This window comes from Actinoplanes siamensis (genome assembly GCF_016862395.1).
Classification (GTDB): domain Bacteria; phylum Actinomycetota; class Actinomycetes; order Mycobacteriales; family Micromonosporaceae; genus Actinoplanes; species Actinoplanes siamensis.
This window is the reverse complement of sequence record NZ_BOMW01000046.1, coordinates 11,998-25,078: the sequence shown is the minus strand read 5'-3', so window position 1 is coordinate 25,078 and position 13,081 is coordinate 11,998. Positions and strand designations below refer to the sequence as shown.

Genomic DNA, 13,081 nt, shown 5'->3' with positions numbered 1-13,081 from the left:
TCGGGTACACGCGGGGCAACCGTGGCGAAGTGAGGACGGCATGGAACTCAATGAGAACGCCGAGATCGACACCAGTCAGGTGGAGGACGCTCGCGGCTCGGGCGGCGGGGGCGGCTTCGGCGGCCTGCCCATCCCGATCGGCGGGGGCGGTCTCACCGGCATCATCGTCACGGTGGTGCTGCTCCTGGTCGGCGGCTACTTCGGCATCAACAACCTGGGTGGTGGCGGCGGCAGCTCCGGCAGTGGCGACAACACCAATCTCAACCAGCAGTGCAAGCAGGCGGACGCGACGAAGTTGATGGAGTGCCGCAATGTCCTCTACATCAACTCGATCCAGGCCTACTGGGCCACCGAGATGCCGGAGGCGTTCGGCAAGCAGTACCAGAAGGCCACCACGCACATCTTCTCCAGCCGGGTCAGGACCGGCTGCGGCGTCGCGGACTCCGGCGTCGGCCCGTTCTACTGCCCCGCGGACGACAAGGTCTACATCGACCTGACGTTCTACCAGCAGCTGGCCAAGGAGCTGGGCGCGCCGGGCGAGTTCGCCCAGCCGTACGTGCTCGCCCACGAGTACGGGCACCACGTGCAGGACCTGCTCGGCACCGAGGCGAAGATGCGCCAGGCGCAGAACGCCGACCCGGGCAACGCGAACCTGGAATCGGTCAAGCTGGAGCTGCAGGCCGACTGCTACGCGGGGGCCTGGGCCAAGGGCGCGAGCAGCACCACCGACACCAAGGGCCAGAAGATCTTCACCAGCATCACCGACGCCGACATCCAGGAAGGCCTGCAGACCGCCGGCCAGATCGGCGACGACACACTTCAGCGACGCAACGGTGGCACGATCAACCCGGCCGAGTTCACCCACGGCACGTCGGCGGACCGCCAGAAGTGGTTCCGCACCGGGTACGACTCGGGCGACCCGACGCGGTGCGACACGTTCGCGCCGGGCGCGGTCAAGGAGGGCGACTGACCGCGGCCGGAGCGCGGTGATCCCCGGCCGCCGACCCGCACCTGGCGCGGGACGGCGGCCGGACCCGTCTCAGGGCTCCCGGATCAGGATCGGCACGGCGCGGGCCAGGCCGACGGCATGCACGAGTACGGCGTGGCGCGGCTCCGGGACGTCGAGCACCCGCCCGGCCCGCAGCGCGGCGAGCGGCGCGAGCGCCCGATCGGCGAGGATCGCGTCCACGGCGGCACGGTCGCCCCCGGTCACGAGCGCGCTCAGGGTCCGTACCTCCGGAAGTAAGATCCGCCCGGCGATGCCGGCGCTGCCGGCGGCGGCCGCCTTCGCCTGGTTGTCCCGGCGGCGCGCGAAGCGCTGCTGCGACCAGCCGCCCGCCGCGGTCCGGCCCTGCACGTAGTGCGTGTCCACCTTGGAGGACACCAGCTCGGCCCCGTCCGCGACGCCAGCCGCCACCGCGCCCTTGCGGGCCAACAGCAACCCGATCCGCCGCGGCGACACGGCGGCCCGGATCAGCTCGGCCACCGTCGCCGGCTCCCCCGCTCCGGGCGGCGCCTGCGGGGTCGCCTCGGCGCCGTCCGCGGCGATCAGGGTCAGACCGTCCTCGCGGTACGGCCCGTGCCGCCCCGCGAAGTTCTCCAGCCACCGTTCGAGCCGCTCCGGCGCGACGTCCACCCATTTCCCGCCGCCGGCGGCCGGCCGTTCACCCATTCTTGTCAGACTACGGTGGCGGAGTCCGGGGCACCGGCCCCATGGCCACCACCCCGAGCGGACCTCCCGCGGACGCGCCGCCGGGCACCATCTCTTGCCCGCCGTTTCCGCGCGTCTCCCGGGCGTGCAGCAGCGACGCGGACCGGCGTTCCGGAACAGGAGATCACCTCGTGCGGCTTCACGACGACGGACTGTGACAGATAAGGTCCGATCATGGGTGTCGCGGAGCTGATCCTGATCCGGCATGGGCAGAGCCTGGCCAATGTGGCCTTTCCGGAAGCGGACGCGCAAGGGTTGCTGGAAGCCGCGGTGAGCGGACGAGACGCCGACGTCCCACTGACCGATCTCGGTCAGGAGCAGGCGCGGGCCATCGGCGCCTGGCTGGCCTCGCTGCCCGCGGACCGGCGCCCCGAGGTGGTCGTGACCTCGCCTTACCTGCGCGCCCGGGAAACCTGGCGGATCGCCGCGGAGGCCTCCGGGACGGTCACCCCGGAGCCGCGGACCGACGACCGGCTCGTCGACCGGCTCCTCGGTGAGCTGGAGATGCTGACCCGGGCGGCGATCGCGGCGCGGTATCCGGGCGAGGCGGCGCGGCTGGCCGAGGCGGGGCCGTGGGAGTACCGCCCGCCGGGCGGGGAGTCCTTTGCGGACATCCGGGTGCGGCTCACCGCGTTCCTGGACGATCTGCACCGGGAGCACGACGGGCAGCGGGTGGTCGTCGTGGCGCACGACTCCGTGGTGCTGATGACCCGTGCGGTGATCGAGGATCTCGGCTGGGAGGAGCTGGCCGCCGTGGAGAGGTCCGCGGGCGCCGTGCGCAACGCCTCGGTCAGCCGGTTCACGAGCAACCCGGACGGCGTCCTGGAACTCGATCGCTACAACGTGATCGACCACCTGCCACCGGCCTGAGTCCCGCAGAACACATCGACCGACATCTTCCAAAGATTTCTTTGCATGGATAGGTTGAGTCGATGCCCGCACCCACCGGCGCGCTCGGTCCGCACTCGCTGCGCGGCCTGGCCCACCCGCTTCGTGTCCGCATGCTCGCCCTGCTCCGGGAGCACGGCGCGTCGACTGCCACCCGCCTCGCGGAACGGCTCGGCGAGTCGTCCGGGACGACCAGCTACCACCTGCGCCAGCTCGCGGCCTACGGCTTCGTCGAGGACGTGCCGGGACGCGCCGCCGGGCGGGAACGCTGGTGGCGTCCGGTGGTGCGGCGCAACGACAACGCGGGCCACCTGCGCGCCGCGGCGGCCGACGGCTTCCAGCGGCTGCACGAGTTCTTGGGCGCCGCCGCGGAGCTGCAGCCGGAGTGGCAGCCCGCGGTCGGCATCGGCGACCACACCCTGCGGCTGACCCCGGCGCAGGCGGTCGATCTGCTGTCCCGGATCGGGGCGCTGGTCAGCGCCTATTCCGCGGACGAGCCGGGCGGGCCGGGCGCCGGAACGGAACAGGTCGTCGTGCAGTGGCAGGTGTTTCCGCGGTTCGTGGCGAGCAAGCAGGCGTCGAGGAGGGACCACCGGTGAGGCGCGGATTGACCGGACTGCTCGCGGCGGAGACGATCTCGCTGCTCGGCAGCCGGATCACCTTCGTGGCGCTGCCCTGGCTGGTGCTGACCAGCACCGGCTCGGCGCTGATGGCCGGGGTGGCCGGGTTCGCCGAGATGCTGCCGTACGTGCTGGCCGGGCTGCTCGGCGGGCCGGTCGTGGACCGGGCCGGGCCGCGCTCGACAGCGGTCGCCGCCGACCTGGCCAGCCTGCTCGCGGTCAGCGGCATCCCGCTCCTGGCCGCCCAGGAGAGCATCCCCCTGCACCCGTTGCTCGGGCTGATCGTCGTGGCCGGGGCGTTGCGCGGGTTCGGCGACACGGCCAAGCGCGCCCTGCTGCCCCGGGTGATCGCGGACGCCGGGCTGACCACCGAGCGCGGCACCACCCTCTACGACGGCATCAGCCGGGTGGCCACGCTGCTCGGCCTGCCGCTGGCCGGGATCCTGGTGGCCGCGGTCGGACCGGCCCGGGTGCTGCTCGTCGACGCGGTGACGTTCGGCCTCGCGGCGCTGCTCATCACGGTGTTCGTGCGGGGCGGCGCCACCGGCCCGGACGGGGCGGAGTACGAGGAGGGCGGGTACGCGGCGGCGCTGCGCAGCGGCTTCCGGTACGTACGGCAGGATCGTCTGATCATCGGAATCATGTCCCTGCTGTTCGCGACGAACCTCTTCGACCAGGCGTTCGCGACGGTGTTCGTGCCGGTCTGGGTGCGCGAGGGGCCGCACGGCCCGGCCGCGCTCGGGGCGCTCGGCACCGCGTTCGGGATCGGCGCGGTGGCCGGGAACATCCTGTGGACGATCGTCGGGCCACGCCTGCCCCGCCGGGCCACGTTCGCCGTGTGCTTCCTGATCGGCGGGCCGGCACAGCTGTTCGCGCTGGCCCTGACCGACCGGATGTGGCTGGTGCTGGCGATCGCGGCGATCTCCGGCACAGTGATGGCGACGATCAACCCGATCCTGCTGGCGGCCGTCTACGAGCGGATCCCGGTGCGCGTGCAGGGCCGGGTGATGAGCGTGCTGATCGCGTTCTGCTGGGCCGGCATCCCGCTCGGCGGCGTCCTGGGCGGCTGGGCCGCGGACGAGCTGGGCCTGCGGACCGGGGCGCTGCTGGCCGGCATCGGATATCTCGCGGTCACGCTGGCGCCGTTCGTCTTCTCGGCCTGGCACTCGCTCGACGAGCACCGGGCACTGCCGGCGAAGACGCTGGTGGCGGCCAAATAGAACAGGGTGCCTGCGATCGAGGTCGCGTGGGAGCCGGCGACGAGCACCGCGCGGACGCTGCTCGTCTCCGGGCGCACGAGCTGCCCGACTTCCGGGAGATCGCGATCCGGCTGGCCGGGGAACTGCCCGTCGCCCGGCATGTCAAGCCGAACCGGGCCGGGCACCCGCCGGGCCCGGAGCGCCCGGAGCCGATCAACCGGCTGTTGACCGACTTCCCAGAAAACCGATGACTTTCTGTACGAACCATGCGGCGTCGTCCAGCCAGGCGAAATGTCCACCGCCGGGCACCATGGCCAGCTCGGCCTGCGGGAACAGGCCCGCGTACTCGGCGGCGTGCTTCGGCGGCAGTTGCAGGTCGGTCTCACCGGCCACCAGCAGCACCGGGGCCGGCAGGGCGGCGAGCCTCGCACGTACCGCCTCGGGGTCGAAACCGCCCGCCTCGTTGTAGGCCGCGGCCGCGGCCCGGTTCTTCTGCCCCGCCTCGCGTGCCGAATAGGCCTGGGTCTCGGCGTCCCAGCGGCCGTAGATGAACGGCGCCAGGGCACGGCCGTCGGCGGGCGTGCCCTGGCCGGCCTGCACGCGTTCGAGAGCGGCGAACGCCTCCGGGAACCACGGCTCGCCCCGGCGCTCCTCGGCGACCCGTCGGCGGTCCAGGTCGCCGATCTCCAGGTTCACCGCCCGCGGGCTGGGGTTGACCAGCACCAGCCGGCGCACCCGCCCGGGGTGCCGCGCCGCGTAGAGCAGCGCGAGCGTGGCGCCGGCCGAGTGCCCGAGCAGGTCGAAACGGTCCAGCTGGACGTGCTCGCGCAGCGCCTCGACGTCGGGCACCTGGCGGTCGCAGCGGTAGGTGCCCGGGTCGGCCGGGACCGCCGACGACCCGGTGCCGCGCAGGTCGGGGATCAGCAGCAGCCGGTGCGCGGAGAGGCCGCCGAGGTCGCCGAGGTAGGCGGACGCTTGCATGGGGCCGCCGGGCAGGCAGACCAGCGGGTCGCCGCGGCCCGCCCGGTGCAGCGCGAGCCGGGTGCCATCAGGAGCGCTGAAGGTGTCCACGCCCGAATCCTATGCGCGAACATCGATCTCTCACGCTCCCGGCGGGCTTCCGGTCAGTCGATCCGGGACCACTCGCGGAGCTGGGCGGCCACCTCGCGGTCGCCGTCGATGCGGACGGCGTCCAGCGGGATCCGGCGGTAGAGCAGCAGAACCAGGTCGCTGGCCGTCCCGTGGACGCGGGTGACCGGCTCGCCACCGGCCGCCGGGTCCGGGGTCACCCCGGCCGGGGACAGGTCCACCGTCCAGACCGGACCCTCGATCGCCTGGTACCGCACCCGGGCCGGGCGGTGCGGCCACGCCCCGAGCGAGCTCAGGCAGGTGCTCAGGAACTCACTCACCCCGTCGACCGCGACGGCGGCCGGCAGCGGCTCCGGCTTGCCCAGGGCCTCCCAGGCGTCGTACGCGTGCACCGCGGCCTCCTGCACCTGATGGCGTGCCACCGCGTGGGCGGTGCGCGGGGCGACCTCCGGCGACCACCACGACCAGCAGGGCGCCTCCGGGCCGGCCGCGCGCAGCGCCGCGCCGAGCATCCGGGTCGACTCGGCGAGCCACTCCAGCAGGTCGCTCTGCGGCAGGGTGCTGCCGAGCCGCTGCCGGGGCGGCGGGCCGGAAGGGTCCGCCTCGGTGACCGTGAGCGCCCAGAAGCGGTGCACCTCGCCGAGATGGGCGACCAGGTCGCGCAGCGACCAGTCCGGGCAGCCGGGCACCCGGGCGCCCAGGTCGGGCGCCGCGGAGGCGGCCGCGCGCAGCGCCGCGGAGCGCTCCTCGACCAGGGTGACCAGCTCAAGGAAGGTTGGAGTCGGAGTCATGCCCGGTTTCTATCACCGGAACATGACGAAGGACGGCACGCTGCACGCGCACCGTCCTTCGGATGTACGTCCTACACGTTGAAGCCGAGCGCCCGCAGCTGCTCACGCCCGTCGTCGGTGATCTTGTCGGGGCCCCACGGCGGCAGCCACACCCAGTTGATCCGGAAGTCCTGCACCAGCCCGCCGCCCGGGCCGGTGGTCAGCGCCTGCCGGGTCTGGTCCTCGATCACGTCGGTCAGCGGGCAGGCCGCCGACGTCAGGGTCATGTCCAGCGTGGCGACGTTGTCGTCGTCGACGTGGGTGCCGTAGACGAGGCCCAGGTCGACCACGTTGATGCCGAGCTCCGGGTCGACGACGTCCTTCATCGCCTCTTCGATGTCGTCGACGGACGCCTTCCTGACCGGCGCCGGCTGGTCGTCCGCCGGCTTGCCGGCCGCGGCGGACACCCCGGCCGTCGGCACCTCCACCGGCTCGGCGGCCGCCGCCCGCTCCTCCTCGAGCCAGGCCGGGACCTGGTCGTCGGCCGGGGACGCGCCGCCCGGGGCGGTCGCCACCGTGCGTGCCCCATCGGTCTGTTCGCTCATGCCTTCACCTCCGGGCTCGCGCCCACCTCGACGCCGGCGCGCGCCGCCGCGTCCTTGAACGCCATCCACGGCAGCAGGGCGCACTTCACCCTGGCCGGAAACTTCGCCACTCCGGCGAACGCGATCCCGTCGCCGAGCATCTCCTCGTCCGGCTCGACCTGCCCGCGGCCCTGCATCAGTTCCACGAACGCCTGGTGGATCTCGCCGGCGTCGTGCGCGTCCCGGCCCTGCAGCAGCTCGTGCAGGACGGAGGCGGACGCCTGGCTGATCGAGCAGCCCAGACCGTCGTACGAGATCTCGGAAAGATCCGCGTTGACCCGCACGGTGATCTCGTCCCCGCAGGTCGGGTTGACGTGGTGCGCCTCACCGTCGAATCGCTCGCGCAGGCCACGCCCGTGGGGATGCTTGTAGTGGTCCAGGATGATGTCCTGGTACAGCCCGTCGAGCATCATCAGCCGAACACCTTCCGCACCTGGTCGAGACCGCGCGCCAGGGCGTCGATCTCCTCCGTGGTCGTGTAGAGGTAGAACGAGGCCCGGGTCATCGCCGGCACCCCGAACCGCACGCACACCGGCCGGGCGCAGTGGTGGCCGACCCGCACCTCGACGCCGAGCGCGTCCAGGATCTGCCCGACGTCATGTGGGTGTACCCCCTCGACGCCGAAGGACACCGTGCCGCCCCGGCCGGCGGGCGACGCGGGGCCGTAGATCCGCACGTCCGGAACGGCGGAGAGCTGCTCCAGGGCGTACCGCGTGATCTCCTGCTCGTGCCGGTGGATCTCGTCCATGCCGATCCCGGTCAGGTAGTCCACCGCCGCGCCCAGACCGATCGCCTCGGTGATCGGCGGGGTGCCGGCCTCGAAACGGGCGGGCGGCGGCGCGTACGTCGTCCGGCCCATCGTCACGGTCTCGATCATCGACCCGCCGGCCAGGAACGGCGGCATCTCCGACAGCAGGTCGAACCGGCCCCAGAGCACGCCGATGCCGGTCGGGCCGAGCATCTTGTGCCCGGTGAACGCGATGAAGTCGACACCCAGCTCACGCACGTCGACCGGGAAGTGCGGCACCGACTGCGAGCAGTCCAGCATGACCAGCGCGCCGACCTGACGGGCCCGCGCGACCAGCGCCGACACGTCGTTGATCGTGCCGAGCACGTTGGACATGTGCACCACCGAGACCAGCTTGGTGCGCTCGTTGACCAGCTCGTCCAGGCCGGACTCGTCGAGCCGGCCCTCGTCGGTGATCCCGAACCAGCGCAGCGTGGCGCCGGTCCGCTCGCAGAGCAGCTGCCAGGGCACCAGGTTGGAGTGGTGCTCCATCTCGGAGATCACGATCTCGTCGCCCGGCCCGAGCGCGAGCAACTGCCCGGCGGCGTGCGCCACCAGGTTGATCGCCTCGGTGGAGTTCTTGGTGAAGATCACCTCGTCGGGGCGGCCCGCGCCGATGAAGGCGGCGACCTTCGCGCGGGCGGCCTCGTACCTCTCGGTCGACTCGGTGCCCAGCGTGTGCACCGAGCGCGAGACGTTGCCGTTGTGCCTCTCCTGGTGCGCGCGCATGACGTCGAGCACCTGCACCGGCTTCTGCGAGGTGTTGGCACTGTCCAGGTAGACCAGCGGGTGACCGTTCACCTCCCGCTCGAAGATCGGGAAGTCCTTGCGCACCCGCGCGACGTCGAAGCTCATGATCGCTCCTAGGCCTTGGTGAGGAACTTCTCGTAACCCGACGCCTCGAGCTCCTCGGCGAGTTCCGGGCCGCCCTCCTGGACGATCCGGCCACCGACGAAGACGTGCACGAAGTCGGGCTTGATGTAGCGCAGGATCCGGGTGTAGTGGGTGATCAGCAGGAAGCCGGTCTCGCCGGTCTCGCGCACCCGGTTGACGCCCTCGCTGACGATCCGCAGCGCGTCGATGTCCAGGCCCGAGTCGGTCTCGTCGAGCACCGCCACCTTCGGCTTGAGCAGCTCGAGCTGCATGATCTCGTGCCGCTTCTTCTCACCGCCGGAGAAGCCCTCGTTCACGTTGCGCTGCGCGAAGGACGGGTCCATCTGCAGCTTCTCCATCGCGCCGCGCAGCTCGCCGGCCCAGGTGCGCAGCTTGGGGGCCTCGCCGTCGATCGCGGTCTTCGCGGTGCGCAGGAAGTTCGCCACCGAGACGCCGGGCACCTCGACCGGGTACTGCATCGCCAGGAACAGGCCGGCGCGGGCGCGCTCGTCCACCGTCAGCGCCAGCACGTCCTGGCCGTCCAGGGTCACCGAGCCGCCGGTGATCTCGTACTTCGGGTGGCCCGCGATGGAGTACGCCAACGTCGACTTGCCGGAGCCGTTCGGCCCCATGATCGCGTGGGTCTCGCCCGACTTCACGGTGAGGTCGACCCCGGCCAGGATCGGCTTCAGCTCGCCATCGGGCAGCTTCACCGAAACCTGCAGGTCGCGGATCTCCAGGGTGCTCACGGCTCTACTCCATTGCTCGGGTTCGTCGAAACGTAGATGTCGCCGTCGCGGATCTCGACGGGATAGACCGCCACCGGGTCGATGGCGGGCGGTCCGGAGGGTTCGCCGGTGCGCAGGTCGAAGCGGGAGCCGTGCAGCCAGCACTCCAGCGTGCACCCGTCGACTTCGCCCTCGGAGAGCGCCACCGAGGCGTGGCTGCACTCGTCGCGGACCGCGTAGAAGTTGTCGTCGTCGGCGTGCACGAGCGCGACCTCGACCCCGCTGACCTCCACCCGGAGCACGGTGCCCTTCGCGATGCCGGCCGCCGGGCCGACGTTCTCGAACGCCGTCATCGACCGGCCTCGGCCAGGCGCGCCTCGATGGCGTCGCCGAGCCGCTCGCGCAGCTCCTCGACCGGGATCTTGTTGATCAGCTCGGCGAAGAAGCCGCGAACCACCAGCTTGCGCGCCTCACCCTCGGGGATGCCCCGGGCCATCAGGTAGAACAGCTGCTCGTCGTCGAAGCGGCCGGTCGCGCTCGCGTGCCCGGCGCCGGCCACCTCGCCGGTCTCGATCTCCAGATTGGGTACGGAGTCGGCACGCGCGCCGTCGGTCAGCACCAGGTTCCGATTGATCTCGTACGTGTCGGTGCCGGTCGCGGCCGCGCGGATCAGCACGTCGCCGACCCAGACGGTGTGCGCCGAGGCGCCCTGCAACGCGCCGCGGTAGCCCACGTAGCTGCGGCAGTCCGGCACGCTGTGGTCGACCAGCTGGCGGTGCTCGTGGTGCTGGCCGGCGTCGGCGAAGTACAGCCCCCAGAGCTCGGCGTCGCCGCCCCGCCCGGTGTACTCCACACTGGCGAACTGGCGGACCAGGTCGCCGCCGAGCGTCACCTGCACGTGCTGGACGCGGGCGTCCCGGCCGACCCGGAACCGCACGTGCTGGGCCTGCACGGCGTCGTGGTCCCACTCGGCCAGCGTCACGAAGGTGAGCTGGGCGCTGTCGCCGACGACCACCTCGACGTTGTCGGCCAGGGTGACCGTGCCGGTCTGCCGCAGCACGATCGTGGCCTTGGCGAAGTTGCCGACCTTGACCACGGTGCGCGCGGCCGCGGCCTCGCCGCCCTTGCCGACCAGCCGGATCACGACCGCCTCGGCCGGCTCGGCCTCGGGCGCCACCTCGATCACGGTGACGCCGTCGGCCGCGGCGTAGGCCAGGGCGCTGATCCGGTCGAACGGGATGAGCACCGGCTCCACGTCGTCCGCGGCCGAGACCGTCACGCCGTCGGGCAGGCCGGCGTATTCCGCCGACGGTGGCGCCCCGGTCAGCGCCGTGGCGGTGACCAGCTCACGCAGCCGCTTGAGCGGGGTGAAACGCCACTCCTCCTCCAGGCCGGTGAGGGCCGGGAAGTCGGCGACGTCGAAGGAGCGCAGCACCTGTGACTTGGTGCGCGGCGGGGCGATGGCCTCGGTAGTCATTTCGTCCTTATGTCCGCTTCTTTGCGCTTTTTCTCGCGAGGGCCGGGCAGGTCAGCCCACGGCCCCTTCCATCTGCAGCTCGATCAGCCGGTTCAGCTCCAGGGCGTACTCCATCGGGAGCTCCTTGGCGATCGGCTCGATGAAGCCACGCACGATCATGGCCATCGCCTCGTCCTCGGTCAGGCCCCGGCTCATCAGGTAGAACAGCTGGTCCTCGCTGACCTTGGAGACCGTCGCCTCGTGCCCCATGTTCACGTCGTCCTCGCGGATGTCCACGTACGGGTACGTGTCCGAGCGGGAGATCGTGTCCACCAGCAGCGCGTCGCACTTGACAGTGCTCTTCGAGTGCGAGGAGCCCTCCAGCACCTGCACCAGACCGCGGTACGACGTGCGGCCGCCGCCCCGGGCGATCGACTTGGAGACGATCGTCGAGGAGGTGTGCGGCGCGGCGTGCACCATCTTGGCGCCGGAGTCCTGGTGCTGGCCCTCGCCGGCCATCGCGATCGAGAGCACCTCGCCCTTGGCGTGCGGGCCGGTCATGTAGACCGCCGGGTACTTCATCGTGACCTTGGAGCCGATGTTGCCGTCGATCCACTCCATGGTCGCGCCCTCCTCGCAGGTGGCGCGCTTGGTGACCAGGTTGTAGACGTTGTTCGACCAGTTCTGGATGGTCGTGTACCGCACCCGGGCGTTCTTCTTCACGACGATCTCGACGACCGCGGAGTGCAGCGAGTCGGACGAGTAGATCGGCGCGGTGCAGCCCTCGACGTAGTGCACGTGGCTGCCCTCGTCGGCGATGATCAGGGTCCGCTCGAACTGACCCATGTTCTCCGTGTTGATCCGGAAGTAGGCCTGCAGCGGGATCTCCACGTGCACGCCCTTCGGCACGTAGATGAACGAGCCGCCGGACCAGACGCTGGTGTTCAGCGCGGCGAACTTGTTGTCGCCGACCGGGATCACCGTGCCGAAGTACTCCTTGAAGATGTCCTCGTGCTCCCTGAGGGCGGTGTCGGTGTCGAGGAAGACGACACCCTGCTCCTCCAGGTCCTCACGGATCTTGTGGTAGACGACCTCGGACTCGTACTGCGCCGCGACGCCGGCCACCAGGCGCTGCTTCTCCGCCTCGGGGATGCCGAGCTTGTCGTACGTCGCCTTGATGTCCTCCGGAAGCTCCTCCCACGACTGGGCCTGCTTCTCGGTGGAACGGACGAAGTACTTGATGTTCTGGAAGTCGATGCCGGTGAGGTCGGCGCCCCAGGACGGCATCGGCTTGCGGTCGAACAGGCGCAGGCCCTTGAGCCGCAGGTCGAGCATCCACTGCGGCTCGTTCTTCTTCGCGGAGATGTCGCGCACCACGGCCTCGGACAGGCCACGCGTGGCGGCGGCGCCCGCGATGTCGGCGTCGGCCCAGCCGTACTCGTACTTTCCAAGAGCGGCCAGGTGCTCTTCCTGAGTGACGATCTGGTCAGTCATGACTTTTCTGTCCTAACCGTGGTTGCGGCGGGTTGGTGCGGGTGTTGCGGACCGCGGGCGGGGATGTGCGTGGTGCACACCCCGTCGCCGTGCGCGATGGTGGCGAGGCGCTGCACGTGGGTGCCGATGAGCCGGGAGATGACCTCGGTCTCGGCGTCGCACAGCTGAGGGAACTCGGCGGCCACGTGAGCCACCGGGCAGTGGTGCTGGCACAGCTGCCCGCCGGACGCGATCGTGCTCGCGCCGGCAGCGTAGCCCTCCGCGGTCAGCGCATCGGCGAGCGCCTCCGCCCGCGCGATCGGATCCGGCCCTGCCTCCTCCAGAGCGGCCCGGCAGCGCTCCTCCAGCGCCCGGATCTGGGTGGAGGCGAACGCGGTGACCGCCTCCGGGCCGTTGTGCTGGGCGATCCAGCGCAGCGCGGCGGCGGCGATGTTGTCGTAGTGGTGCGGGTTGAGATCCTCGCGGGCGGCCGCGGTCAGCACGAACGCCTTGGCCGGGCGGCCGCGGCCGCGCGGGCCGGCGCGCCGCACCTCGCGGGTCTCGACCAGGTGGTCGGTGAACATCGCGTCCAGATGCTTGCGGATCGCCGCGGGGCTCAACCCCAGCTGGGCGCCGAGCTCGGCGGCGGTGGCCGGGCCGCGCTGCAGCAGTTGGGCGACCCGATCCCGGGTGCGGCCGTCCGACGCGGCGGCAGACGCCCCCGCACCGCTCCCGGCTAGCACCATGTTTTTCACTACGGCAACGTTACGTATTTCCGGCGGTGGCTGCAAACCGGTCCTGGGTGATCCACCGCACCGGCCCCCGGGGACGCCTCATTTCAAG

General features: G+C 71.4%; 16 protein-coding genes. 5 read left to right on the top strand and 11 right to left on the bottom strand.

Going from position 1 to position 13,081, the window contains the following annotated elements:
• Window positions 1-40: 40 nt before the first annotated feature.
• Window positions 41-970 (top strand): KPN_02809 family neutral zinc metallopeptidase, encoded by a 930-nt coding sequence (gene ypfJ / locus Asi03nite_RS23745; RefSeq protein ID WP_203682653.1) that lies wholly within the window; start codon window positions 41-43, stop codon window positions 968-970.
• Between the two features lie 69 nt (window positions 971-1,039).
• Here the strand turns inward: ypfJ and Asi03nite_RS23740 are convergent, their stop codons facing one another.
• Window positions 1,040-1,672, bottom strand: coding sequence for an acVLRF1 family peptidyl-tRNA hydrolase (locus Asi03nite_RS23740; RefSeq protein WP_203682652.1), 633 nt, complete (start codon window positions 1,670-1,672; stop codon window positions 1,040-1,042).
• A gap of 213 nt (window positions 1,673-1,885) precedes the next feature.
• Between Asi03nite_RS23740 and Asi03nite_RS23735 the strand changes: the two genes are divergently transcribed.
• The 4 genes from Asi03nite_RS23735 to Asi03nite_RS23720 all read left to right on the top strand — a co-directional run bounded on the left by Asi03nite_RS23735 (window position 1,886) and on the right by Asi03nite_RS23720 (window position 4,669).
• The gene (locus Asi03nite_RS23735) at window positions 1,886-2,581 is read left to right on the top strand and encodes a histidine phosphatase family protein (protein WP_203682651.1); all 696 of its coding nucleotides are present in this window, start codon (window positions 1,886-1,888) and stop codon (window positions 2,579-2,581) included.
• Between the two features lie 62 nt (window positions 2,582-2,643).
• Complete coding sequence (locus tag Asi03nite_RS23730) at window positions 2,644-3,198, top strand: ArsR/SmtB family transcription factor (RefSeq protein ID WP_203682650.1); 555 nt, start codon at window positions 2,644-2,646, stop codon at window positions 3,196-3,198.
• Window positions 3,195-4,439, top strand: a complete 1,245-nt coding sequence (locus Asi03nite_RS23725; RefSeq protein WP_239102877.1) for an MFS transporter — start codon at window positions 3,195-3,197, stop codon at window positions 4,437-4,439. The genes Asi03nite_RS23730 and Asi03nite_RS23725 overlap by 4 nt, the downstream gene beginning before the upstream one ends.
• Window positions 4,440-4,465: 26 nt before the next feature.
• Window positions 4,466-4,669 carry a hypothetical protein gene (locus Asi03nite_RS23720; RefSeq protein WP_203682648.1) on the top strand — a complete coding sequence of 68 codons (204 nt, stop codon included), beginning with the start codon at window positions 4,466-4,468 and terminating at the stop codon, window positions 4,667-4,669.
• On the opposite strand, the gene Asi03nite_RS23715 is transcribed toward Asi03nite_RS23720, so the two are convergent.
• The 10 genes from Asi03nite_RS23715 to Asi03nite_RS23670 form a co-directional block, all read right to left on the bottom strand.
• Entirely contained in the window at window positions 4,632-5,489 is an 858-nt protein-coding gene (locus Asi03nite_RS23715) for an alpha/beta fold hydrolase (protein ID WP_203682647.1), read from the bottom strand. The two genes, Asi03nite_RS23720 and Asi03nite_RS23715, sit on opposite strands and share 38 nt — an antisense overlap.
• Window positions 5,490-5,542: 53 nt before the next feature.
• Entirely contained in the window at window positions 5,543-6,298 is a 756-nt protein-coding gene (locus Asi03nite_RS23710; RefSeq protein WP_203682646.1) for a maleylpyruvate isomerase family mycothiol-dependent enzyme, read from the bottom strand.
• Window positions 6,299-6,369: 71 nt separating this feature from the next.
• On the bottom strand, window positions 6,370-6,882 hold the full coding sequence (locus Asi03nite_RS23705) for a metal-sulfur cluster assembly factor (RefSeq protein ID WP_203682645.1): 513 nt from the start codon (window positions 6,880-6,882) through the stop codon (window positions 6,370-6,372).
• Window positions 6,879-7,334, bottom strand: a complete 456-nt coding sequence (sufU, locus tag Asi03nite_RS23700) for a Fe-S cluster assembly sulfur transfer protein SufU (RefSeq protein WP_203682644.1) — start codon at window positions 7,332-7,334, stop codon at window positions 6,879-6,881. Before sufU ends, Asi03nite_RS23705 begins: the two co-directional genes overlap by 4 nt.
• The gene (locus Asi03nite_RS23695) at window positions 7,334-8,563 is read right to left on the bottom strand and encodes a cysteine desulfurase (RefSeq protein WP_203682643.1); all 1,230 of its coding nucleotides are present in this window, start codon (window positions 8,561-8,563) and stop codon (window positions 7,334-7,336) included. The genes sufU and Asi03nite_RS23695 overlap by 1 nt, the downstream gene beginning before the upstream one ends.
• Window positions 8,564-8,571: 8 nt before the next feature.
• Complete coding sequence (gene sufC / locus Asi03nite_RS23690) at window positions 8,572-9,330, bottom strand: Fe-S cluster assembly ATPase SufC (protein WP_203682642.1); 759 nt, start codon at window positions 9,328-9,330, stop codon at window positions 8,572-8,574.
• Complete coding sequence (locus Asi03nite_RS23685; protein WP_203682641.1) at window positions 9,327-9,662, bottom strand: non-heme iron oxygenase ferredoxin subunit; 336 nt, start codon at window positions 9,660-9,662, stop codon at window positions 9,327-9,329. The genes sufC and Asi03nite_RS23685 overlap by 4 nt, the downstream gene beginning before the upstream one ends.
• The gene (sufD, locus tag Asi03nite_RS23680; protein ID WP_203682640.1) at window positions 9,659-10,786 is read right to left on the bottom strand and encodes a Fe-S cluster assembly protein SufD; all 1,128 of its coding nucleotides are present in this window, start codon (window positions 10,784-10,786) and stop codon (window positions 9,659-9,661) included. Before sufD ends, Asi03nite_RS23685 begins: the two co-directional genes overlap by 4 nt.
• 51 nt (window positions 10,787-10,837) lie before the next feature.
• A complete protein-coding gene (gene sufB / locus Asi03nite_RS23675) occupies window positions 10,838-12,259 on the bottom strand; it encodes a Fe-S cluster assembly protein SufB (RefSeq protein WP_203682639.1) in 1,422 nt (473 codons plus the stop codon).
• Entirely contained in the window at window positions 12,256-13,011 is a 756-nt protein-coding gene (locus Asi03nite_RS23670; RefSeq protein ID WP_373872156.1) for a helix-turn-helix transcriptional regulator, read from the bottom strand. The genes sufB and Asi03nite_RS23670 overlap by 4 nt, the downstream gene beginning before the upstream one ends.
• Between the last annotated feature and the right edge of the window lie 70 nt (window positions 13,012-13,081).